25 protein-coding genes and 1 tRNA gene are annotated in these 20412 nt (G+C 51.0%); 13 read left to right on the top strand and 13 right to left on the bottom strand.

Annotation, left to right across the window (positions count from 1 at the left end; all coding sequences use genetic code 11):
* Nucleotides 1-47: 47 nt before the first annotated feature.
* Entirely contained in the window at nucleotides 48-1124 is a 1077-nt protein-coding gene (rlmN, locus tag O71_RS00750) for a 23S rRNA (adenine(2503)-C(2))-methyltransferase RlmN (protein ID WP_007652273.1), read from the top strand.
* Between the two features lie 74 nt (nucleotides 1125-1198).
* On the opposite strand, the gene O71_RS00755 is transcribed toward rlmN, so the two are convergent.
* The 5 genes from O71_RS00755 to O71_RS00775 all read right to left on the bottom strand — a co-directional run bounded on the left by O71_RS00755 (nucleotide 1199) and on the right by O71_RS00775 (nucleotide 6221).
* Entirely contained in the window at nucleotides 1199-2188 is a 990-nt protein-coding gene (locus O71_RS00755) for a YihY/virulence factor BrkB family protein (protein ID WP_040573380.1), read from the bottom strand.
* Between the two features lie 62 nt (nucleotides 2189-2250).
* Nucleotides 2251-3615, bottom strand: a complete 1365-nt coding sequence (locus O71_RS00760; protein ID WP_237717645.1) for a DUF4403 family protein — start codon at nucleotides 3613-3615, stop codon at nucleotides 2251-2253.
* A gap of 163 nt (nucleotides 3616-3778) precedes the next feature.
* Nucleotides 3779-4120: a thioredoxin domain-containing protein gene (locus O71_RS00765; RefSeq protein ID WP_007652276.1), complete on the bottom strand. Its 342-nt coding sequence runs from the start codon at nucleotides 4118-4120 to the stop codon at nucleotides 3779-3781.
* A gap of 164 nt (nucleotides 4121-4284) precedes the next feature.
* Nucleotides 4285-4890, bottom strand: a complete 606-nt coding sequence (locus O71_RS00770; RefSeq protein ID WP_007652277.1) for a BT1926 family outer membrane beta-barrel protein — start codon at nucleotides 4888-4890, stop codon at nucleotides 4285-4287.
* Between the two features lie 353 nt (nucleotides 4891-5243).
* Entirely contained in the window at nucleotides 5244-6221 is a 978-nt protein-coding gene (locus O71_RS00775) for an NAD-dependent epimerase/dehydratase family protein (protein ID WP_007652278.1), read from the bottom strand.
* 418 nt (nucleotides 6222-6639) lie between these two features.
* Here O71_RS00775 and O71_RS00780 point away from each other — a divergent pair, with 418 nt between their 5' ends.
* The 5 genes from O71_RS00780 to O71_RS00800 all read left to right on the top strand — a co-directional run bounded on the left by O71_RS00780 (nucleotide 6640) and on the right by O71_RS00800 (nucleotide 9915).
* Complete coding sequence (locus tag O71_RS00780; protein ID WP_007652279.1) at nucleotides 6640-7020, top strand: hypothetical protein; 381 nt, start codon at nucleotides 6640-6642, stop codon at nucleotides 7018-7020.
* A gap of 86 nt (nucleotides 7021-7106) precedes the next feature.
* Entirely contained in the window at nucleotides 7107-8012 is a 906-nt protein-coding gene (locus tag O71_RS21245) for a hypothetical protein (protein ID WP_007652286.1), read from the top strand.
* A 64-nt stretch (nucleotides 8013-8076) separates the two neighbouring features.
* On the top strand, nucleotides 8077-9273 hold the full coding sequence (gene kbl / locus O71_RS00790; RefSeq protein WP_007652288.1) for a glycine C-acetyltransferase: 1197 nt from the start codon (nucleotides 8077-8079) through the stop codon (nucleotides 9271-9273).
* Between the two features lie 101 nt (nucleotides 9274-9374).
* Nucleotides 9375-9665, top strand: coding sequence for a hypothetical protein (locus tag O71_RS00795; protein ID WP_007652290.1), 291 nt, complete (start codon nucleotides 9375-9377; stop codon nucleotides 9663-9665).
* Nucleotides 9666-9696: 31 nt separating this feature from the next.
* Nucleotides 9697-9915, top strand: coding sequence for a PLDc N-terminal domain-containing protein (locus tag O71_RS00800; protein ID WP_007652292.1), 219 nt, complete (start codon nucleotides 9697-9699; stop codon nucleotides 9913-9915).
* 73 nt (nucleotides 9916-9988) lie between these two features.
* On the opposite strand, the gene O71_RS00805 is transcribed toward O71_RS00800, so the two are convergent.
* From O71_RS00805 to folP, 3 genes are all read right to left on the bottom strand, one after another.
* Nucleotides 9989-10333 (bottom strand): hypothetical protein, encoded by a 345-nt coding sequence (locus O71_RS00805; protein ID WP_007652294.1) that lies wholly within the window; start codon nucleotides 10331-10333, stop codon nucleotides 9989-9991.
* Between the two features lie 293 nt (nucleotides 10334-10626).
* Nucleotides 10627-11475, bottom strand: a complete 849-nt coding sequence (gene cdaA / locus O71_RS00810) for a diadenylate cyclase CdaA (protein ID WP_007652295.1) — start codon at nucleotides 11473-11475, stop codon at nucleotides 10627-10629.
* Nucleotides 11472-12329, bottom strand: a complete 858-nt coding sequence (gene folP / locus O71_RS00815) for a dihydropteroate synthase (protein ID WP_007652300.1) — start codon at nucleotides 12327-12329, stop codon at nucleotides 11472-11474. Before folP ends, cdaA begins: the two co-directional genes overlap by 4 nt.
* 42 nt (nucleotides 12330-12371) lie before the next feature.
* On the opposite strand from folP, the gene O71_RS00820 reads away from it, so the two are divergent.
* The 4 genes from O71_RS00820 to O71_RS00835 all read left to right on the top strand — a co-directional run bounded on the left by O71_RS00820 (nucleotide 12372) and on the right by O71_RS00835 (nucleotide 15501).
* On the top strand, nucleotides 12372-12926 hold the full coding sequence (locus O71_RS00820; RefSeq protein ID WP_007652301.1) for a DUF1599 domain-containing protein: 555 nt from the start codon (nucleotides 12372-12374) through the stop codon (nucleotides 12924-12926).
* A 227-nt stretch (nucleotides 12927-13153) separates the two neighbouring features.
* Nucleotides 13154-14245, top strand: a complete 1092-nt coding sequence (locus O71_RS00825) for a BT_3928 family protein (protein WP_007652302.1) — start codon at nucleotides 13154-13156, stop codon at nucleotides 14243-14245.
* A gap of 18 nt (nucleotides 14246-14263) precedes the next feature.
* Nucleotides 14264-14779 carry a shikimate kinase gene (locus O71_RS00830; protein ID WP_007652303.1) on the top strand — a complete coding sequence of 172 codons (516 nt, stop codon included), beginning with the start codon at nucleotides 14264-14266 and terminating at the stop codon, nucleotides 14777-14779.
* Nucleotides 14780-14886: 107 nt separating this feature from the next.
* Nucleotides 14887-15501 carry a sterol desaturase family protein gene (locus O71_RS00835; RefSeq protein ID WP_007652304.1) on the top strand — a complete coding sequence of 205 codons (615 nt, stop codon included), beginning with the start codon at nucleotides 14887-14889 and terminating at the stop codon, nucleotides 15499-15501.
* Between the two features lie 63 nt (nucleotides 15502-15564).
* Here O71_RS00835 and O71_RS24190 read toward each other — a convergent pair whose 3' ends face one another.
* Nucleotides 15565-15735, bottom strand: coding sequence for a hypothetical protein (locus O71_RS24190; protein WP_007652305.1), 171 nt, complete (start codon nucleotides 15733-15735; stop codon nucleotides 15565-15567).
* A gap of 277 nt (nucleotides 15736-16012) precedes the next feature.
* Here O71_RS24190 and O71_RS26205 point away from each other — a divergent pair, with 277 nt between their 5' ends.
* Both O71_RS26205 and O71_RS26210 read left to right on the top strand, forming a co-directional pair.
* A complete protein-coding gene (locus O71_RS26205) occupies nucleotides 16013-16621 on the top strand; it encodes an AI-2E family transporter (RefSeq protein ID WP_255345325.1) in 609 nt (202 codons plus the stop codon).
* A complete protein-coding gene (locus tag O71_RS26210) occupies nucleotides 16584-16997 on the top strand; it encodes an AI-2E family transporter (protein WP_192811617.1) in 414 nt (137 codons plus the stop codon). The genes O71_RS26205 and O71_RS26210 overlap by 38 nt, the downstream gene beginning before the upstream one ends.
* Nucleotides 16998-17041: 44 nt before the next feature.
* Here O71_RS26210 and O71_RS00845 read toward each other — a convergent pair.
* The 4 genes from O71_RS00845 to pheS form a co-directional block, all read right to left on the bottom strand.
* Nucleotides 17042-17115 (bottom strand) — tRNA-Asn (locus O71_RS00845).
* Nucleotides 17116-17251: 136 nt separating this feature from the next.
* Nucleotides 17252-17704 carry a hypothetical protein gene (locus O71_RS00850; protein ID WP_237717647.1) on the bottom strand — a complete coding sequence of 151 codons (453 nt, stop codon included), beginning with the start codon at nucleotides 17702-17704 and terminating at the stop codon, nucleotides 17252-17254.
* Entirely contained in the window at nucleotides 17664-18521 is an 858-nt protein-coding gene (locus O71_RS00855) for a 3-hydroxyacyl-CoA dehydrogenase NAD-binding domain-containing protein (protein ID WP_007652307.1), read from the bottom strand. The genes O71_RS00850 and O71_RS00855 overlap by 41 nt, the downstream gene beginning before the upstream one ends.
* 91 nt (nucleotides 18522-18612) lie before the next feature.
* Nucleotides 18613-19641, bottom strand: coding sequence for a phenylalanine--tRNA ligase subunit alpha (gene pheS / locus O71_RS00860; protein WP_007652308.1), 1029 nt, complete (start codon nucleotides 19639-19641; stop codon nucleotides 18613-18615).
* 210 nt (nucleotides 19642-19851) lie between these two features.
* On the opposite strand from pheS, the gene O71_RS21260 reads away from it, so the two are divergent.
* On the top strand, nucleotides 19852-20397 hold the full coding sequence (locus O71_RS21260; RefSeq protein WP_051017663.1) for a LiaI-LiaF-like domain-containing protein: 546 nt from the start codon (nucleotides 19852-19854) through the stop codon (nucleotides 20395-20397).
* Nucleotides 20398-20412: the final 15 nt, after the last annotated feature.

Genomic DNA, 20412 nt, shown 5'->3' on the forward strand with positions numbered 1-20412 from the left:
AAGCCCGGATTGAAACTAAAGCCTAAGTATTTTTGTAATTTTGTGGTATGAATTTGATTGCAGATATACCCGTTTTAAATAAAAAAGACATCCGAAAGCTGTCGCTCGACGACTTGAAGGCATGGCTTGTGGAGCAGGGCGAGAAAGCGTTCCGTGCCAAGCAGGTCTATGAGTGGATCTGGAAGCACTCGGCGCAGTCGTTTGAGGAGATGAATAACGTGAGCCTGGCCCTGCGCGAAAAGCTGGACCAGCACTTTGCCATTAACGCGGTGCAGGTAGCCACCAAGCAGCTCAGCAACGATGGCACCATCAAATCTGCTTTCAAACTGCACGATAATAACATCGTGGAGGGTGTACTGATACCCCACGAAGAGCGCAAAACTGCCTGCGTGAGTAGCCAGGTAGGGTGCTCACTTACCTGCAAGTTCTGCGCCACCGGCTACATGGACCGCGTGCGTAACCTCGATGCCGCCGAGATCTACGATCAGGTAGTGCGCATTAACGAGCAGAGCATGCAGCAGTATGGCCAGCCGCTTACCAACATCGTGTACATGGGTATGGGCGAGCCGATGCTAAACTACGCCAACGTGATGAAGAGCATCGAGCGCATCACGGCGCACGATGGCCTGGGTATGGCAGCACGCCGCATCACAGTGAGCACGGCAGGTATAGCCAAGATGATCAAGAAAATGGCTGATGATGGCGTGAAAGCCAACCTGGCGCTGTCGCTGCACGCCGCCAACGACGAGAAGCGCAACCAGATCATGCCGATCAACGAGACGAACTCACTGGAGGCACTGACCGATGCTCTGAAGCACTTCCATGAAGTGACAGGCCGCAAGGTGACGTATGAGTACATCGTGTTCCAGAACTTCAACGACACGCTGCAGGATGCGGAAGAGCTGTATCGGTTCTCCAAAGTGATACCTTGCAAGATCAACCTGATCGAGTATAACCCGATTGAGAACGCCGACTACAAAAATACTGACGAAGAACGCTGGCAGAACTTCATTTACTACCTCGCCGACCGTGGCGTGCAGGTAAACGTGCGCCGCAGCCGTGGCAAAGACATTGACGCTGCCTGCGGCCAGCTTGCCGTAAAAGAGAAACAGCCCGCTGTTTAAGTTTATGCTAACGATAAAGCAAAAGGCCCCTGCTATACCTGTAGCAAGGGCCGTTTGCTTTACTTGGGTTTATGTCAGCTGGCTTTGTTGAACCTGCCTTCCGGCCTTGGTCTGCCGCTGGATATGTCGTGCGGGTTATTGGTGATCTCCTGCTCTCTGAACAGCACCGCATGCTCCTTGGGTCGTATCTCCTGGCCAAACTCAGCGGCATACTGTTGGGTGAACTCCGCTCCGAACAGCACAATCAACGACGAGTAGTAAATCCATACTAAAATCACGATAATGGAGCCGGCAGCCCCATAGGCTGAGCCCGGGTCGCTGGTGCTGATGAACCAGCTGATGAGGAATTTGCCAATGGTGAACAGCAGTGCCGTAATCAAAGCGCCCACCCACACATCTTTCCATTTGATAAAGGCATCGGGCAGGTACTTGAAAATAAGTGAGAACAGGGCCGTTATAATGGCAACCGACAGGACAAAGTCCATGGCCTTGATGAGGAAATACAGTACATCAGGCGAGATAAACTGCAGGTAGCTGTCGAAAATCTCGCGGAGGTAGTCGCTCAGGATCGAAATGACGGCACTCAGCAGGAGCGACACCAGCATCAGCAGGGCGATGCTCAGCACGATGCCAAACGAGAACAGGCGCACCTTCAGCATCTTCACGATGCCGTTTGTCGGCTTCGGTTTCACGTTCCACACCCTGTTCAGCGACTCCTGCAACGTAGCAAAAAACGTAGTGGATGCGAAGATAAGCGTGCCTATACCTATCCAGAAGGCTATACCGCCTCCTTCGCTCAAAGCCGCATTCTGTACGATGGTCTCAATGGATTCGGCGGCATTGGGCCCGATAGCTTCTGAAATCTGGCTGGAAAGCTCACCTGAAACGGCCTTCTCGCCAAGGAAGTACCCGGCGGCCTGTATGATGATGACCAGCAGAGGAGGGATTGAGAAAATGGCATTGAAGGCCAGTGCCGCAGCCAACATAAGAGAACCGTTGTCCAGAAACCCGCTGAAGGTATTCTTTACAAGAGGGAATATAATGTCTGTTAAAGATTTTGTCATATCGCTTGTCTGCATCAGGATAGCTTTTTGATACGACAGCGGGAAATGTTAGGTTGGAAATGCTATAGCTTATCAATCGTGGCGGTAAGGCTACCTCTGGCATTGACAACAGCCTGTATACCTGTAGGACCCAGGTAAATATTCTCAAGCGCCAACTCACTGACAGCCCCACGCAGCAGTACCGACTCGTGCAAGCGAGCTGACTGGTTCAGCGTATGCTGCAGCATGTTGCGCACATCAGTCAGCTGGCTTTGCACCGGTATGTTCACCTGGCTTTGAATCATCTCCTTGAACTTGTTCTTGGCCAGCCAATTGGCCGTATTCAACAGCATGTCCCTGGTGTCGAGGTCATAGTCCACGTCACGCAGCCTGATAGAGGCAGTTTGGGCATCGTAGTAAGGTGTGCCGCGCAGGTATAGCTTGCCTACCAGTTTTTTAGTGAAGAGCCCGGCCTTTGTTTTGCCGTCCACGTCCAGCATCAGTACCAACTGCTCGCCACTTGGGGTGATGGCGGCGTCTTTTACGGTAAGCTGGCTTTTGCCCTCGTCGAAGGTATAGGTTTGGTTAGCTACTTGCTGCTGCATCAGACTGCTTGCATGGGCATAAGGGACGGTAGCGGTCAGACCAATCTGAATGTCGTCACTCATTCTGCTGTCGATGATCAGGCGGGGCAGGTTCTTGTTTACTTCTGTTTGTGGCTTGCCGTCAGTGCTCACCTGTATAAAAGAGCTGATGCCGATGCGGGTATGCAAACTGCCGTTCTGAGCGTATAGCGGAGCCATGCGCACCTCTTGCGGATTCACGGTGAGCCAGGCATTGAGGTTGTCGTCCAGCTTCACAGGCTGCTGCAGCTGCACCCAGGTGTTGGCTACGTACTGGCGCAGGTTCAGACGGCTTTGGATTTCTTTGTCCAGCTGGCGGGCGATGGTGTTCATCTGCTGCTTCATGGCGGGCTCTATAAAACGGGCCAAGCCGATCTTAAGCGGACCCAGGTTGATATAAGGCTTGGTATCGCCCCACTCAAAATTGCCGCTGGTAATGGTGTTTACTTTGTAGTCATCGGTCAGGCCAAAGCGGCTCTCAGTGCGCACGACCATGTCGAAAGAAGTAGCCTCGGTCTTGCTGAACGACGGGCAGGCCTTGCAGGGCTCCCACTGCCAGCGCCCCTTGGCGTATACCTGCAGCGGCACACTAAAGTAGAGTTTGTCCTTATCGGCCCGGATGGTCATGCGGCCCTTCTTGAGCACGGTCACCATCAGGTTGTCATCGTCCAGGTTGTCATCTTTGTAAAGGGCGCCCTGGATTTCCTGGTTCAGCTTGTCTTCGATAGTAGCCAATGGGATGGAAACAGGTATACTGACAGAGGAGAGCTTCGGCTTATAAACAGGCGCATTTGACACAGTAGCCGCTGGGGCAGTAGTGTTCATGCGAGCAGTACTGGAGCATGCCTGAAATGCAAGCAGGCTGTTGAGTACAAACAAAATAAAAACAAGCTGTAGGGTAGTGAGTCGGAACACGCGGTATAGCCTTCTAAATTATGGCGCAAGTTAAGGGCATTTGTCCATTGTCCGTGCTCGACCCGATGTGTTATTATCTGGTTTCCTGACTAGCTGGTTGTAAAAGCCGGGACAGCATAGCGCGAATGCCTTCTTCGGTGTCAACAATGCCGCACTCCTGAATTGTTCCTTTTAGGTAAGAAGCGAAAAATGGCGTGCCCGTGAGCTTGACCTCCTGACTGGATACTGGATTCTCGCTGGCGCTCATGCGCGCAAAGGTGATGCTGCTGTATTGTGGTTCCGTGGAGAACTTTCGAAAAGAAGGGGAAAGCTGTTTGCAGACCGGGCAAGCCGGGTCAGTGAATTTTACGATTACTCTTTCTTTTTCAAATATCAGCTGCCTTAGCTTATCGTCATTTATATCAGTTACAGTCATGATCTTGTGTTTTGGGTCGTCGCATGCTTGCCAGGCCCTGCGACTATGCTTCTGTAACTTATAGACGTTTTGTGCAAAATATAGGTTAACTGCTGAATAAGAAAACAGCCGCCAACAAGATGCTGGCGGCTGATTGTATAAGTGTAGCTAATCTTTAATTTTTATTAAAATACAAAACCAAGGCGTATGCCTCCGGTTGAGAAAGGGGAGAAGCTGATGCTGTGATAGCCTTCCAGTTCCTGCGAAGAGTTAGGTAAATCTCTTTTGAAGGTGGTTTCAATGTCGTTGTATTTGTTATAGCGCACGCCTGCACCAAGTTCGAATCCCACGTAAAAACGTGGCGCAACATAATAGTCGACACCTGCCAGACCGTTCAAGCCTATGTTGAAATTGGCTCGATCCGCTGAACTGTTATAAGCTGTCGATCCCTTTACAGTGTAGTGGTCCGTTTCATACTTCGATGTTCTGAAACCAATCGGCAACTCAACTCCGATATAAGGCGAAAGCCTGTTCGTGCCGCCAAAGTGCCTTTCTATACCTGGTACCAGGCTAATGCCGAAAGTAGAGCTATAGACCTCAGCATCCATTTTGCTATAGGTGTAGTCCAGACTGGTGCCTAGTCGCAGCGCCTTATTTTCGGCCGTAAACTTACGGACGCGCAGCTGGCCACCGTTCAGGAACGTGCCATATTCCAGATTGACACTGACTTCAGTAGTAATGTCGCCAGTAGTTGGCTTATAAGTTTTGCTTTCAGATGGGGTATCCACCACAATCTGCGCCTGCGCTGTGAAAGCCGCGGCCAGGCAGCAGGAAAGGCTAGTAGTTTTAGTTTCATATAGATGATTTGGTTAAGTATATATAGTCGAAACCAAATATTATGCCATGTTGAATAGTTTAAGGTATAAGTATGAATAAAAATTGTTCTGAATAGAGGTGCTCAAATGTAGCTGACTGGTATACAGGATGTTGATTTTGAAATAAAAAACGGGTGGTGCTTTTGCACCACCCGTTTTCGGTTATTCATATCGTATTATAAGACTTCAGGAAGATCTTACTTAAAGCTCAATGGCCGGATCAGTCCTCCGTTCGTAAGTCTCCTTTCCATTAAATCAGAAACTTATACCTAGGCAAGCGTTTGCTCTTCTTTCATCTTCTTGAGGTTCAGTAGCATGTCCTCAGTCATGGCATCGAGGTCGTAGGCAGGTTTCCAGCCCCAGTCCTGCTGGGCAGTGCTGTCGTCGATGCTCTGCGGCCACGAGTCAGCGATCTGCTGACGGTAGTCGGGCTTGTACGTAGTATCGAATTCAGGTATAAACTTGCGGATCGATTCGGTGATCTCTTTCGGAGAGAAGCTCATTGCGCTCAGGTTGTAAGAGTCACGGATCTTTACCTGCTCAGCCGGCGCATGCATCAGGTCCAGCGTTGCCTTCAAAGCATCCGGCATGTACATCATCGGCAAGTAGGTGTCTTCGCTCAGGAAGCACTCGTATGTCTCGCCTTCCAAGGCTTTGTGGTAAATGTCCACGGCGTAGTCGGTGGTGCCACCGCCTGGCAGTGCTTTGTAACCAATCAGGCCAGGGTAGCGGAGACTACGTACATCGAGGCCATACTTCTGGAAATAGTACTCACACCAGCGCTCGCCGGCCTGCTTGCTCACGCCATACACTGTATTCGGGTCCATGATGGTGTGCTGCGGTGTGTTCTGGCGCGGGGTGTTCGGGCCGAACACGGCAATAGAGCTTGGCCAGTATACCTTCTGCACCTTGTGCTCCAGCGACAGGTCCAGCACATTGAACAGTCCTTCCATGTTCAGTTTCCAGGCGAACTTAGGGTTGCGCTCACCTGTGGCGGATAGCACCGCTGCCAAGTGGTAGATCTGCTTGAATTTATATTTGGAGGCCAGTTCGGCCAGTACGTTTGTGTCCAGTACATCCACCTTCTCAAATGGGCCTGAGTCGCGGAGGTCAGCCTGCTTAGGAGCCGCGATATCGGCTGCCACTACATTAGAACCGCCATACATGTTGCGGAGCTCCAGGGTGAGTTCAGAGCCAAGTTGTCCGCAGGCGCCAATCACCAATACCGTGTCACTTGTGTTTGCCATAGTCAGAGTAAATTTTTGTACAAAGTAACCGATTTCAGGGCAATCCTGAAAGGATAAGAACAAGAATCCCAATGCTCCTGAGTATAAGCGCATTGAGGAAGGGGACAGGTTTAAATAGAAAACGCCTGCCAAAGGCAAGCGCTTCATGCTCACTAAATTAATCTTAACCTAATACTTTCACCACGAACCAAAGGTATAGCGGCTGATTGGGTACTGAAATAGCCGCTTGCAGATTTAATGATTAAGTAATGCAATGGTAAAATAGAAATAATGCCAGCCTGTTTCAGGAGTGCGATTTTCTTATATTTGTTGAGCAAAAGGCCGCTGCAGTGAGTATGGCAGGCCTATAAAGCGAATATTAAACACGATTCAGGCCTGTTTCCGTACCTTTGCAGGTATAGCACACGGTCAGCGCACTATGACGTTTGAAGAGTACCTCGTAAAAAAGCGGATAAATAAGGAAGCCTTTGCTGCAGAAGACCCGGCCCGGTACCAGGCCTGGGAGAGCATGTATGCGCAAATGCATCCCAACAGCTTCTATGTGGCCGTGAAAATGGTGCTCAACAATGTACGGCTGCGCTACCACCTGCGTGAAGAGGACGTGCCGAAGCCGGCCACTACGGCTGCTCCACGACCGGCAGCCCGACGAGCTGCCGCTCCAGTTCCAAAGCCTGAAGCCGAAAGCCCTGCCGCTATACCTGCCGCACCTGATGTTCCACAGGAAACAATTGAGGAAAAGCCAGTTATACCTGCTGCAGCTCCTAAGCCAAGGCCCGTGGTGCGGCGCCTGCTGCCTTAAAACCACCTGTAGAAGGAGAGGAAGCCACAACTGCAAATAAACCGGCAGAAGAGGCCGCTAAACCACCAGTACCACGTACCAGACCAGTGATCAAGCGCCCGGCCGCCCTTGCAAAACCAGAAGATCAGCCAACTAACCAGGAGCAGGATACCAAAGCTATACCTGAGCTTTCCGCTACTTCAGAAGCAGCAGCTGAATCTGTCAAGCCTGCTGCCCGTCCGAGGCCTGTGATTAAACGGCCTGCCGCGTTGCAAAAGCCGATACAAGGAGAAGCGCAACCTGCTCCGGAAAAGCCAGCCGAAGGTATAGCACCTGCAAACGAAGCAGCTGCAGAAGCTTCAAAGCCACCACGCCCAAGGCCAGTGATCAAAAGGCCAACTGCCTTGCAAAAGGCTGCGGAAGAACAGCTGGCTCCAGGTACAGAAGATAAGCCTGCCGCTGCAGAGACAGCACCAGCAGGCACGGATAACCCGCCACAGCCTGCTGCCGAAGATGCTCCGAAACCGCCAAGGCCACGGCCTGTCATCAAACGCCCGGCTGCCTTAACCAAACCGGCTGCTCCGGAAGCGAAGTCAGAGGAAGCAAGACCTGCAGCGGACGACACTGCTATACCTGACGCTACTGCAAACGTATCATCGGAAGAATCAGCAGCGAAATCACCAGCAGCAGGTGCAGTGCCAGAGGCACCAACAACAGGAGCAGAGCAAAATACACCGGAAGCCGAACCAAGTGCTGCGCCGCCAGCCAAACCGCCTCGTCCGCGCCCGATCATCAGGCGGCCGACACCGCCGGCTCCTGCAGCAGAATCAGAGCCAAAAGCAGAAGAGCAGCAGGAGGGAGGTAAGCCAGCAACGGACAAGCCTGAGGCAGCAACGGACAAGCCTGAGGCAGCAACTGGAGAGCCGCCTATACCTGAGCCACAACCGGAAAAACCAAAGCCACCGCGGCCGCGGCCTATTATCCGTCGTCCGCCACCCAAAACGGAAGAATAACAAAGAGCAGGTGCTATACCTGACTAACAAAATAAAACAAGTAACAGCTTAACGAAGATAACCCATGTACGAAACGTTAAAACCAGATTTGGAAAAACAGCTTGCCGAGATCAAGGAAGCTGGTTTGTATAAGCAGGAACGTATCATCACCACTCCGCAGGGAGCTGATATCGATACGACTCAGATGCAGCATGTGCTGAACTTCTGCGCCAACAACTACCTGGGCCTGTCGGCTCACCCAAAGGTGATCGAGGCAGCCAAGCATGCTATCGATACGCACGGTTATGGCATGAGCTCTGTACGCTTTATCTGCGGCACGCAGGATATCCACAAAGAGCTGGAGCAAAAGCTGTCTGAATTCCTGGGCACCGAAGACACCATTCTTTACGCAGCGGCTTTCGATGCGAACGGTGGTGTGTTCGAACCTTTGTTCGATGCCGAGTCGGCGATTATATCGGATGCGCTGAACCACGCTTCTATCATCGACGGTATTCGTCTGTGCAAAGCCCAGCGTTTCCGCTACGAGCACAACAACATGGAAGACCTGGAGGCAAAGCTGCAGGAGGCCGTGAATGCCGGCACCAAGCACCGCATCATCGTAACAGATGGGGCCTTCTCTATGGATGGTACCGTGGCGCAACTCGACCAGATCGTGGAGTTGGCTGATAAGTACCAGGCTGTGCTGATGGTAGACGATTCGCACTCTACAGGCTTTATGGGCAAAACGGGCCGTGGTACGCACGAGTACCACAACGTGATGGACAAAGTGGACATCATCACCGGTACGCTAGGCAAAGCACTGGGCGGTGCCATGGGCGGTTTCACGTCTGGCAAGAAAGAGATCATAGACATGCTACGTCAGCGCTCCCGTCCGTACCTGTTCTCTAACTCACTGGCTCCATCTATCGTGGGTGCTTCCATTGCGGTACTCGATATGCTTAGCTCTACTACTGAACTGCGCGACAAACTGGAGTGGAACACAAAGTACTTCCGTGAGCAAATCACAGCCGCTGGCTTCGACATCAAGCCGGGCGACCACCCGATTGTGCCTGTGATGCTATACGATGCACCGCTGGCGCAGGAGTTCGCGGCCCGCATGCTCGACAAAGGCATTTACGTGATCGGATTTTACTATCCGGTTGTTCCAAAAGGGCAAGCCCGTATCCGTGTGCAGCTTTCCGCGGTGCACGACCGCGTTCACATCGACAAGTGTATCGCCGCATTCACAGAGGTTGGTCGCGAGCTTGGCGTGATCAAGTAAGATTGCAACTATATCAAGGTATAGAAACAGCCGCTTCCGTTGGGGGAGTGGCTGTTTTTTATTACCTTGTCATTATCAGGATCCAAATACCTGCTCTACCTATGAATAATGTCAAAATAAAGGCTGGTCAGTTGCTGCTCGGCACCGTGCTGGCCTGGCTGGTTATTTCATTTCTGGCTTATGTCACGGCAGGTATACGGGGTGAGGTAAACCTGACGGGTACACTGCTCCAGATCACGTTTTACTTTTCTATTCTGCTTTCAGCGGAAGCCTACCTGAGTATGATGCTCAACCCGCAGTGGGTACGCGTGAACCTGGGTATGGTACTGCTGCTCTGCGCCCCGGCGCTGGCTTATCTGGCCTGGTTTGTCAGTCAGATCCTTTTCGGATAAGTCGAACCCTTCTCAACATTAAGCTAACTTTATGTTCTTCTGTTTTATCGGAAACGACCCTTTCTTTGGCTCTATCTTCCTGCTGGTAGCTGCCTACTATATACTGGTGGTGCTCTCGCTGCTGCACCTGATCTTTAAGACAAATTATAACCTAACGGAGCGCCTGCTCTGGATGGTCGTGCTCTGGGTAGTGCCCGTTTTTGGCCTGCTGGCCTACTGGGTATTCTGGAAAAGAAGAGAAAAAGCATAGACGCAAAAAAGCCTCCGCTTAGCGGAGGCCCTTTTCCATAGTTCTAAGTATAGTTTCTTTAAGTACGCTTTGGCTATTCTTGTTCTTTAGAAGCGTCCTGGCCTTGTTCATCAAGGGTGATCGTGCCAGTCTGGCCTTCTTTGTTTGTCAGGGCGATTTCGTAAACAACTTTTGCGTTCGCGTCACCTTCAGCTGGCTTCACTTTGTAGATATCGCCTACAGTCCACTCTTTGTAAGCTTCGTGATCCAATACCGCCTTTACAGGGGCTGGAAGCTGATCTTTGGTAACTTTTTCTCTATTGTCGTTCTGAGTTTGCGTCTGTGCTTGCTCAGCAGCCTGTGTAGCTTGTGCGTTCGCATCGATAGATGTAAAACCAAGTAAGGCAATGGCGGCTGCTAAAAAAGTTGCTTTTTTCATGTTATGTTAGTTTAGTTCGATTAACATTTGTTGCGCATAGCCCTATTGGCATAACCGTGCCAGAACCATTTAAATTGCATAATGCACTGTTTATTAACTGGTTGTGTGTTTTGTATGGGTTTCGCAAACTGTGGAAGAGCACAGGGTGATGGGGAAATATTTCCACACTTTGTGGTGCGTGCCCACCATGTAACCCTGGCTGCAGGTACGTAACAGGTATAGCTTCTGAGCCCATGGCAATAAAAAAAGCCAGTCCCCAAGGACTGGCTTTGCTATCGTTATAGGCTTATACCTTACGCTGCACTCACCGATTTCTCTGCAGGAGCTGGAACAGCGGCTGGCTTCTGGTCTGTGTCGAACAGGAACTGGTTGAGTTTCACGCGCAGGTCGGCAGAGGAAAGGTTGCGGAATACCTCGGCATTGCGTACCAGCGCGATCTGGCCTGTTTCTTCGGATACGACCAGCACCACACTGTCGGTTACTTCCGTAAGGCCGATGGCAGCACGGTGTCGAAGACCCATGGAGGCGGGTATCTCGTTGTTCTCCGTTACAGGCAAAATGCAACGGGCCGCTTTGATGCGATTGCCCGAAATGATCACAGCGCCATCGTGCAGCGGACTCGTCTTGTTAAAGATCGACATCAACAGTCGCTTAGAAATCACGGCATCGATCAGGTCACCCGATTCAGCGTAGTATTTCAATTCGGAGCTTTTGGCAAATACGATCAGTGCACCGGTATTTTTGGCGGCAAGTGATTTAGAGGCTTCAATAAAGGGGGTGAGGCTGAGCTTCTCCACCTGATCGCGGCGCCATGGGAAACCACGGAAAAGTCGGTCATTGTTGAAGGCGGTGGTTTTGCCGATCAGCAAAAGGAAGCGCCGGATCTCGGGCTGGAATACAATGATGGCTGCGAGTACACCCACTCCCATAAACTGGCCGAGGATGATGCTGAGGAGCTCCATGCCTGCGGCCCTTACCACCAGGTATAGCAGGTATACGGAGAGCAGGCCCAGGAAAATCTTAAGCGCCACACTACCAGTCAGAAGTTTATAGAGCTGGTAAAGCAATACCGTGACGAGCAGGATGTCAAGCACATCCAGCAGCTCAATTTCCAAAAAGCCTACTGTAAATAAAGGAATCAATGCGTTACTTTCGTGTATAGTTGGATAGTCTGTTTTGTTTCTTTTACGTCGTGCACCCGCAAAATGTCGGCACCTTTTCCTAACGCGATGGTATTGAGTGCTATTGTGCCGGCCAGTGCTTCAGATTGGTCAATGCCCAGGTATTTGTAGGTCATGGACTTGCGGGATACTCCCACTAATAACGGTAGCTCAAGTACACGTAGTTCCTCAAGTCGGTGCATTAGCTCAAAGTTCTGATCCACAGTCTTGGCAAAACCAAAGCCAGGGTCTAAGATGATGTCGTTCACACCTAAGCTTTTTAACTGCGCCACCTTGACCTGCAGCTCGTCCAGCACATCCAGCACAAGGTCCTGGTAGTCCGTGAGGCTGTTCATGGTCTGCGGCGTGCCGCGCATGTGCATCAGGATGTAAGGCACCTGCATTTGCGCCACCGTTTCGAACATGGCCTCGTCGAGGTTGCCGCCCGAAATATCGTTGATGATGGAAGCACCCGCCTTTATACTGGCCTCAGCTACTTCGGCCCGGAAGGTATCCACGGAAATCACAGCTCCCGGAAAAGCCTGCATGATGGCCTCAATGGCAGGTATAACTCTATCCAGTTCTTCGGCTGTTGAAACATCCGCAGCGCCCGGCCGGGAAGAGTAACCTCCCAGGTCAAGAATGTCAGCTCCGTCTTCCAGCATGCTTTTGGCTCGTTGAACAACTTCGTCGGGAGAGCTCAGGCGGCTGCCTGCATAGAAAGAGTCAGGTGTAACATTGAGGATGCCCATGACCAGCGGCTTATCCAGCGAAAGGATTTTTCCGCGGCAGTTAAGTGTACTTTTCTTTCGAAAAAACTTATCTTTCGATTCCAATGTTGGCGTATCTGTCAATCGTTTAAAATTAAAGCTAAAAAGTTGATTAGTCAAACACTCCAGGAATATAATCAGGTAGTAAACCGCTGCAAAGATACCTTCGTCAAGAAGACCAAAGACTACGGCACCGCCTGGCGCGTGCTGCGACTGCCGTCCATCACCGACCAGATCTTTATCAAGGCGCAGCGCATCCGCTCCATACAGGAGAAGGGCAGGCAAATGGTGGAGGACGATATCCGGGACGAGTTTGTGGGCATCATCAACTACTGCGTGATCGCCTTGATGCAACTGGGCCTGCAGGAGAGTGACGAGCTAACGCTTTCGGCAGAGGAAGTGGAGCGCATGTATACGGAGCACATTGAGGAAAACATAAAGCTGCTCAACGCCAAGAACCACGACTACGGCGAGGCCTGGCGCGACATGCGCGTGAGCTCCATCACCGATATCATCCTGATGAAGCTCTACCGCACCAAGCAGATCGAAGACAACGAAGGCCAGACCCTGATCTCGGAAGGCGTGGAAGCCAACTACCGCGACATGATCAACTACGCCGTGTTCGCGCTGATCAAGTCGGGGTTTGCGGAAACGGTGAAGTAAGGTATAAATTAGATGCACACAAGTATGTCATCTTGACGATAGGAGAGATCTGAAGCTCTGTTATGTGAGACAGTTTCAGATTTCTCTGAGCTACGCTCGCCCCCTTCGACTCACGTCTCGGGCGTGTTCGGAATGACAAAACGCTGAAATGGAAGATAGCGGGGTGTGCGGGTGATCCGGTTATTGTGATTCCCTAAACTCCCAAACTCTTAAACTCTCAAACTCAAATGCGATACATCACCAAATTTTTCTGGCTTTTTGTAGGAGTCCTGTTTATTTTCTCGGGCCTGATCAAGATCAACGATCCGGTAGGTACAGCCATTAAACTGGAGGAGTACTTTGAAGTATTCGCCCACGATATTTCACCCGTATTTCTATCACTGGTGCCGGCGGCGCTGTTTCTTTCCATCTTCCTGAGTGCGGCTGAGATCGTGCTGGGTGTGGCGCTGCTTATCCGCTGGAAGCTCAAAGAGGTACTATGGCTGCTGCTGGCCATGATCGTTTTCTTCACCTTCCTCACCTTCTACTCGGCCTACTTCAACAAAGTAACCGACTGCGGCTGCTTCGGCGATGCCATCAAGCTCACGCCCTGGGAGTCGTTCACCAAAGACATCGTGCTGCTGGTGATGATTGTGTGGCTGCTCTTTTACCGCAGACACCTGCAGCCACTGGTGCAGCCTAAAGTAGGAGCGGCCGTAACAGCCCTTACCGCTTTAATTTCGGTTGGCATCGGCTGGTACGCTTATGAGCATCTGCCTTATGTCGATTTCCGCGCTTATAAAATAGGCAATAACATTCCGGCCCTGATGAAACCTTCAGCACCGCTACGCTACAAGTATGTGATGGTGAAAGATGGAGAAGAGGAGGAGTTTGAGGAGTACCCGATGGATGAAGCCTATACCTTCAAGGAGATGGTAGCGGTGAATCCGGAGGATGGTCCGAAGATCACCGACTTCAACGTATGGAACGATCAGGGTGACTTTACGCAGGAAATCCTCAGCGGCAACAAGCTGCTGGTGATCGTGCACAATGTAGAGAAAGCCAATCGCAGCAACATCGAGGAAATAAGCAAGCTGGTGCAGGAAGCCGAGCAACAGGGTATAACGCCTGTAGTCATCACTTCCTCCGGCCGTCAGGAGTTTGAGGCCTTCCGCCACGAGGTGGGTCTGGCTGCTCCGTACTTCTTCGGCGACGGCACTGTACTCAAAACCATGATGCGTGCCAACCCCGGCACCATGCTGCTGCAGGACGGCACCGTAAAAGGCATGTGGCACCACAACGACACACCAGATGTGTCGGAGCTGGTGAGCTTGCTGTAAAAGCACTATACCTTAGCTTTGAGCACGCAACGCATTTTCCTGATCGGTATGATGGGGGCTGGCAAGACCACTTTGGGTCGACAGCTGGCTGAGCGGCTGGGCTATACCTTCGTGGACCTCGACGAGTACCTTGAGCAAAGGGAAGGCTGCAGCATTGCGCAGCTGTTTGCCGCAGGGGGGCATGAGGGCTTTCGACAGAAGGAACGGCAGGCGATGGAGTCGGTGGTGCAGGAATTTGAGCAAGCTGTGGTGGCTACTGGCGGCGGCACACCCTGCTTCTTCGACAACATGGCATTTATCAACCAGCACGGCACGAGCATTTTTCTGGACGTGCCGTCTGAAGAACTCACGCAACGACTGCTTTTGACAAACCTGAGCCAGCGTCCCTTGCTGGCTCAGAAAAGCGAAGAAGAGCTAAAGGATTTCATAGTCAAAACATTAGCTGAACGTCTGGTATTCTACAAGCAGGCTAAGTATACGGTATCGGGAAAAAGGTATAACATTGGACGGTTAGAATCGTTAGTTAAACCATAACAAAAACTCCTCGTTTCCGCTTATGTGTTGCAGCGGATAAATACATACGGGATACCTAATATTTAACTAATTTTGCGGTAAAAATCCGTTTTTAGCAAAATCTGACTATGAAACCCAATCACAAAGGACAAGCCCAGATATTCCAGAATCCTGTGCTGGAAAGACTGACACGTACACACATTGCACTGCCTATTTCTATTTTTATCGTCATTGCCATCGGGCTGATTTACTATGGCATCACGTATAGCTTTATTAATGTGCTGGAGGCGATCGGCTTCTTTCTGCTGGGCTGGCTTATCTTCTCACTGATCGAATACTGCGCGCACCGCTTCGTGTTCCATATGGATACCGATACGCCGATGAAGGAGCGCATTCAGTATACCTTTCACGGCAATCACCACGAGTACCCGAAAGACAAAGAGCGCCTGGCTATGCCGCCGATTGTCAGCTTGTTCATCGCCTCGTTCTTTTTCTTTGTGTTCAAGCTGATCTTCGGGCAGTTTGTATTCGGTGTAGTGGCCGGGCTGCTGTTTGGTTATGCGCTATACCTGTTCGTGCATTATGCCGTGCACGCATACGCACCGCCTAAGAACTTCCTGAAGCAGCTTTGGATTCACCATAGTATTCACCACTACAAAGACCCGAACGTGGCTTACGGTGTATCTTCTCCGCTCTGGGACTACATACTGGGAACGATGCCGAAACGCACTAATTCAAAATAGAGCAGTCCATCGAAATCAAAAAGGGAGCCGATTGGCTCCCTTTTCTTTTGTTAGGTATTGCGTTTATCGTCTGAATCTGCTGAACAGCCAGCCTACCAGGGCCACAATCAGAACGATGATGATGAGCGCGGTCCACATACCGGCTTTGAAGATGTCTCCTATCAATTCGCAACTACTCATGGTAACTGCCATCAGGACGAAAAGGACGGGGAGGTATAGTCTTATATTTTTCATAGTCTTATTTTGTTTAGGTTATAGCGCAGCGCCTAACACTCTTATAGAGAGTGCGGTTGCGGTAATATGACGAAATTGTCATATATATCAGATACTTGCTTTTTAAGTAAAAGGTTGGCTTATAAGGGGGGAGGTGCTGTGGAAGCTGCTGACTGCTTCTTAACCTAAGGCCCCCTGTATGAGTAAACACATGAAAGTGTTTTCATGTTTATAAAGAGTCAATTCCTTAATGCTAGATTTCTATAATTTCATTAAGCGGTTTGCGGCAGGGGTCTTAATGGTTCTTATCGCTTACCTTTTAATAAGCCAAGGTTACTTTTTTCTGCTGGTCTTTTCAGGCATTCTGCTTGCCGTGCTCTTCAGTGGTATGGCAGAGTGGATTGTCCAAAAAACGGGAATGAAGCGGTGGGTGGCACTACTGCTGTCCGTGCTGCTTTTCTTCGGTCTGATCATAGGGGCCTTTTGGTTGTTGGCACCCACTATAGCAGAGCAGGTAGGCGAGATGCGGGAAACCTTGCCTAAGTCCATTGAGCAACTGAGAAACTGGCTGGGTGAGCGAGGCTGGGGAGAGCGGGTCGCGGAGAAGCTACCTGAAAACTTTGAAGGTGCTCTCTCGAAACAAGAGAATCTTTTCTCGCAGGTTACCGGCGCTTTTTATACGACACTCGGGTTCCTGGCCGATCTTGTAATAGTCGTCATCACAGCCTTGTTCCTGGCCGCCAGTCCGACCCTCTACACACATGGGCTGGTGAAGCTGTTCCCTGTCCATAAGCGGACACGAATACTGGAGGTGCTGGATAAGTGCTACAGTACCCTACGGGGATGGCGTGGTGGCTATGCTGCTGGCTATGTCTATGATTGGTATCAGTACCGCCATTGGCTATAGTCTGATCGGGTTACCCCTGGCATTCGCTTTGGCCTTCATCGCTTTTCTTTTCGCGTTTGTGCCCAACATTGGCCCATGGCTGGCAGGGGTGCCTGCTGTGCTCGTCGGTCTGATGGAAGGAGGGCAGATGGCGCTGTATGTGATTCTGATCTATGGCGGCATTCAGATGGTGGAGAGTTATGTGCTGACTCCCATCATTTTCAAGAAGACAGTAGACCTGCCACCGGCCCTGCTGCTGTTCTTTCAGGTGTTGCTTGGTTTGCTGCTAGGGGCGCTAGGACTGCTATTGGCTGCCCCGATATTAGCCGTGCTGATGGTGATCGTGCAGGAGTTGTATGTAAAAGACGTGCTAGAAGCTGAAGTTAAAGAGAAATAAAAAAAGCCACTTAACGATTTTATTCGTAAGTGGCTTTTTTTAAGCTCCCCCTCCTGGGCTCGAACCAGGGACCCCCTGATTAACAGTCAGGTGCTCTAACCAACTGAGCTAAGGAGGAATCTTATTTATGTTCAGTGACGGCCTCTACCGTCGAATGATGGTGCAATATTACGGCGCCTAAGCTTACTACGCAAGTGCTGGGCTAAAAAATATTTCGAGTAAGTTGTAAATGGTTGTGAATCAATCCGAAAAATTTAATTAAAAATGGAGAGCAGAGAGCCATTCAGTGCGGTGCGGTATTGTCGGAGGCCATACACAGCAGGACCTGCATTCACACCTCCCTGAAAATTGAACTGGGATCCGCAGCAAGTGTCCACAATAAACAGGTTGGACTGGTCTGCCTCCACCTGGCCGCAAGGTGCAGTCGCAGTAGGGTCATAGGGGCAGGCTCGTTCAAAAGCCAGGTATAGGTTCGCATGCTGCCGGATCACAATGATGCCCTTGTAACCGGAGTTCAGGTATACATAGCCCCCATCCTGGCGCAGGCGCGTATACAGCTGGCTGTTTACATTGATCTGCTCGCTTACAGGTACATTGGGTATACCTGGGCCTGGGTTATCGCTGCCACAGGAAGTAAGCAGCAGCAACGCCAGCAGGCAAAGGAGCTTACTGATAGTCGTAGAAGCCTTTGCCAGACTTGCGGCCATGGTGGCCGGCGTCCACTTTCTGCTGCTGTATGCGGCTCGGTCTGAATTTCGGATCATAATGGAAAGCCTCAAACATGGAGGAGGTAACAGAGTAATTGGTGTCTACGCCGATCAGGTCCATCAGTTCAAAGGGGCCCATCTTAAAGCCGCTGGCCTGCATGAGCCGATCTATACCTTTAGCATCAGTCACACCTTCTTCGAGCAGCTTGAGCCCCTCTACATAAAAGTGGCGAGCCACCCGGTTCACAATAAAACCAGGAGCGTCTTTAGCCATTACAGGCTTCTTCTCCAGCTTCAGGGCCAATTGACGGATAGTATCAGCTACTTCCAGAGAAGTGGCCGCTCCTGAGATCACTTCCACCAGCTTCATGATATGGGCCGGGTTGAAGAAGTGCATGCCCACTACCCGCTCCGGGTGCGGTATACCTGCCGCGATGCGGGTAATAGGTATAGACGAGGTATTGGAGGCAAAGATCGTATCAGGCGTATTCACGGCATCCAGATCTTTGAAAATGCTCTGCTTCACCTCCAGGCGCTCTACCACAGCCTCAATGATAACGTCGCAGCTCAGCTGCAGCGTATCACCGGTATAAGATAAGTTCTCCAGGGCCGCCTGTTTGTCAGCTTCCGTCAGCTTGCCGCGCTCTATCCCTTTATCGAGGTTTTTAACGGTGGTAGCTTCGGCTTTCCTGAGCACCTGCGCATTGATGTCGAACAGAATGGTTTTGTACCCTGCCTGCGCACAGATCTGCGCAATACCCTGCCCCATGGTACCGGCACCTACTATACCTATCGTTTTGATGTTCTCAAATTTCATAGCCTTGGTTGTCTGTTAAAAAGAATGAGTGAATGTTCTGCTATATTTTAAAACAAAACATTCACTCATTCGCTCAATCACTCATTCAGAATTAAATAACCCCCTTGAACTGGCGCAGGAAGCGTACGTCGTTTTCGGTGAACAGGCGCAGGTCACGGATCTGGTAGCGGAGCATGGTGATGCGCTCGATGCCCATACCGAAGGCAAAGCCTGAGTATACCTCCGGATCGATGCCGCAGTTGCTAAGCACGTTCGGGTCTACCATGCCGGCACCGCCGATCTCTACCCAACCTGATTGCTTACAGATGTTACAGCCCTCGCCTTTGCAGATCAGGCAGGAGATATCAATCTCTGCGCTCGGCTCCGTGAACGGGAAGAACGAGGGGCGGAAACGGATCTTGGTGTCCTGTCCGAACATCTCCTTGGCGAAGTAATACAAAGTCTCTTTCAGGTCTTTGAAGCTCACGCCTTTGTTTACGTACAGGCCCTCCACTTGCTGGAATACCATGTGCGCACGGGCTGAAATGGCCTCGTTGCGGTATACGCGACCCGGCATGATGCTGCGCAGCGGTGGCTGGTTGTTCTCCATCAGGCGCACCTGCACGTTGGAGGTATGGGTACGCAACAGCTTGTCACGATCTTCGCTCAAGAAGAAAGTGTCCTGCATTTCGCGGGCAGGGTGGTTCTCCGGGAAGTTCAGCGCCGTAAAGTTGTGCCAGTCGTCCTCGATCTCCGGTCCGTCAGCCACATTGAAGCCAATGCGCTCGAAAATGCGCACGATCTCGGCACGTACCAGCGAAAGCGGATGGCGGGTGCCCAAAGTGTTAGGTATAGGAGGTAGCGTAAAGTCAAAAGCGTTTTCAGCCTCAGAACCAGTGTTCGCGTTGGCCAGCTGTTCCTGTGCTTCGTCAAAACGGGTTTGGGCGCGGTTCTTGAGCTGGTTTAGCTCCTGACCTACCTGGCGGCGCTGCTCGGGCGCCACTGATTTGAGGTCGTCAAAAAGGGCGGCTATAGCGCCTTTGCGGCCAATGTAAGCGATTCTGAATTGCTCCAACTCGGCTGCGCTTGTCAGTTGCGCGGCCTCTATCTCTTGTGCTACTCTCTGTATATTCTCAACCATAGTATGCAAAGATAATAATTTGCGAAATGTGAAAGGCAAAATAAGGCGCTTTGCTATACCTTGCCATTCGGTGAATAAAACCTAACTTGGTTTACCGACGCCAACCGGCCGTTTACCGACTTCTGTCCGGGGGTAACCTAATAGCCATTGAATTGAGCAAGGGCATCTTATACCTTTGGTACAGATCTTAAAACTAAACGAAATAAAACCATGAAAAATCAAGAATATAATAGAGGTGGTTCCGGCAAAATGGCCGGCGTTTTTCTCCTGATGGTAGGGGTGCTGTTGCTAACAGCCAAGATGGGCGTCTTCTTTTTGCCAAGCTGGGTGTTTTCCTGGCCTATGTTCCTGATCGCGCTGGGCCTGTTTCTGGGCTTTAAGCATTCCTTCCAGAAACCAAGCTGGCTGGTGCTGATTGTGATCGGTGGCGTGTTTCTGCTTGACAGGCACTTCTTTCTCGATATTAACCTGAAGCTGTACTTCTGGCCCATCCTGATCATCGGTCTGGGGCTGTGGCTGATCATGAAACCAAAGAAGCGCAACCCTTGGGAAAACCAGGTGGGCCCTGGCCCCAACCCCAGACCAGAAGACACTCCCGGATACTATACCGACCCTGTGAACGGCGCTATCCTGGTGGCTACACCGACTACACCGGCAACGAAGCTTATACCTCCAGCGGATATGACGGTAACCAGGGTTATACGGCAGGAGGGCCTGAAGATCAACTGGACAGTGTGGCGATACTCGGAGGCATAAAAAAAAAAACATCGT

Source organism: Pontibacter sp. BAB1700 (assembly GCF_000277005.1).
In the GTDB taxonomy this organism is placed as follows: Bacteria; Bacteroidota; Bacteroidia; order Cytophagales; family Hymenobacteraceae; genus Pontibacter; species Pontibacter lucknowensis.

What these genes read in the sequence shown, in the direction of transcription:
- rlmN (WP_007652273.1), top strand. Translation starts at nt 48, where the DNA reads ATGAATTTGATTGCAGATATACCCGTTTTAAATAAAAAAGACATCCGA.
- O71_RS00755 (WP_040573380.1), bottom strand. Translation starts at nt 2,188, where the DNA reads ATGACAAAATCTTTAACAGACATTATATTCCCTCTTGTAAAGAATACC.
- O71_RS00760 (WP_237717645.1), bottom strand. Translation starts at nt 3,615, where the DNA reads ATGAACACTACTGCCCCAGCGGCTACTGTGTCAAATGCGCCTGTTTAT.
- O71_RS00765 (WP_007652276.1), bottom strand. Translation starts at nt 4,120, where the DNA reads ATGACTGTAACTGATATAAATGACGATAAGCTAAGGCAGCTGATATTT.
- O71_RS00775 (WP_007652278.1), bottom strand. Translation starts at nt 6,221, where the DNA reads ATGGCAAACACAAGTGACACGGTATTGGTGATTGGCGCCTGCGGACAA.
- O71_RS00780 (WP_007652279.1), top strand. Translation starts at nt 6,640, where the DNA reads ATGACGTTTGAAGAGTACCTCGTAAAAAAGCGGATAAATAAGGAAGCC.
- kbl (WP_007652288.1), top strand. Translation starts at nt 8,077, where the DNA reads ATGTACGAAACGTTAAAACCAGATTTGGAAAAACAGCTTGCCGAGATC.
- O71_RS00795 (WP_007652290.1), top strand. Translation starts at nt 9,375, where the DNA reads ATGAATAATGTCAAAATAAAGGCTGGTCAGTTGCTGCTCGGCACCGTG.
- O71_RS00800 (WP_007652292.1), top strand. Translation starts at nt 9,697, where the DNA reads ATGTTCTTCTGTTTTATCGGAAACGACCCTTTCTTTGGCTCTATCTTC.
- O71_RS00805 (WP_007652294.1), bottom strand. Translation starts at nt 10,333, where the DNA reads ATGAAAAAAGCAACTTTTTTAGCAGCCGCCATTGCCTTACTTGGTTTT.
- O71_RS00825 (WP_007652302.1), top strand. Translation starts at nt 13,154, where the DNA reads ATGCGATACATCACCAAATTTTTCTGGCTTTTTGTAGGAGTCCTGTTT.
- O71_RS00835 (WP_007652304.1), top strand. Translation starts at nt 14,887, where the DNA reads ATGAAACCCAATCACAAAGGACAAGCCCAGATATTCCAGAATCCTGTG.
- O71_RS24190 (WP_007652305.1), bottom strand. Translation starts at nt 15,735, where the DNA reads ATGAAAAATATAAGACTATACCTCCCCGTCCTTTTCGTCCTGATGGCA.
- O71_RS26205 (WP_255345325.1), top strand. Translation starts at nt 16,013, where the DNA reads ATGGTTCTTATCGCTTACCTTTTAATAAGCCAAGGTTACTTTTTTCTG.
- O71_RS26210 (WP_192811617.1), top strand. Translation starts at nt 16,584, where the DNA reads ATGTCTATGATTGGTATCAGTACCGCCATTGGCTATAGTCTGATCGGG.
- O71_RS00850 (WP_237717647.1), bottom strand. Translation starts at nt 17,704, where the DNA reads ATGGCCGCAAGTCTGGCAAAGGCTTCTACGACTATCAGTAAGCTCCTT.
- O71_RS00855 (WP_007652307.1), bottom strand. Translation starts at nt 18,521, where the DNA reads ATGAAATTTGAGAACATCAAAACGATAGGTATAGTAGGTGCCGGTACC.
- pheS (WP_007652308.1), bottom strand. Translation starts at nt 19,641, where the DNA reads ATGGTTGAGAATATACAGAGAGTAGCACAAGAGATAGAGGCCGCGCAA.
- O71_RS21260 (WP_051017663.1), top strand. Translation starts at nt 19,852, where the DNA reads ATGAAAAATCAAGAATATAATAGAGGTGGTTCCGGCAAAATGGCCGGC.